This window comes from Acinetobacter sp. N1-1 (assembly GCF_056711485.1).
On sequence record NZ_JBWXUO010000010.1, the window covers coordinates 1 to 579 of the forward strand.

General features: G+C 39.4%; 1 protein-coding gene and 1 pseudogene. One reads left to right on the forward strand and one right to left on the reverse strand.

Going from position 1 to position 579, the window contains the following annotated elements; translation table 11 throughout:
- The coding region (locus tag AC1MPL_RS00245; protein WP_479763303.1) for an addiction module antidote protein at positions 1-262 on the forward strand (262 nt) is incomplete at its 5' end.
- Positions 263-267: 5 nt separating this feature from the next.
- On the opposite strand, the pseudogene AC1MPL_RS00250 reads toward AC1MPL_RS00245, so the two are convergent.
- Positions 268-579, reverse strand: a pseudogene (locus AC1MPL_RS00250) (MobA/MobL family protein); the annotation flags it as partial.

The following is a 579-nucleotide window of genomic DNA, read 5'->3' on the forward strand; positions in this document are numbered from 1 at the left end:
TGATATGGCTGAGTCCCTCAAAACTGAAGAAGATATTGTGATGTATCTCAATATGGTTCTTGAAGACAATGATCCTGCTGAATTGGCTCATGCACTAGGCGTTATTGCTAAAGCACGAGGAATGACTCAAATCGCCAATGACGCTGGTATTGGACGTGAAGCATTGTATAAAGCATTACGCCAGAACTCAGCACCTCGCTTTGATACAATTAATCGTGTAGTGAATGCCATTGGCCTAAAACTGACTATTCAAGCACCGTAAAATCATTAAAAACTAGGGCCACCATTGTCCCTAGTTTGCGTTTGTTGATAATTATGCTGCTGTTCTCTTTCTAATTTTCTTTGTTTATCAAGCTCAAGTTCATAGTACGGTTTATATAACTCATAGCGGTTTTCTGCACGTATACGATTAATTTCTGCGGTCATTTCTTGTTTTTGTTGGTATCTTTCTAAATCACTCGGTTGAGCATAGCGAATCGCTTTGTTCATCATCGGTACGTCCTGAAGGGCTGTTCCATATTTCTTGTTGTAGTCTTCATTAGATAAACAGCTCACAAAGCTAGGTACTTCAACCTTTAC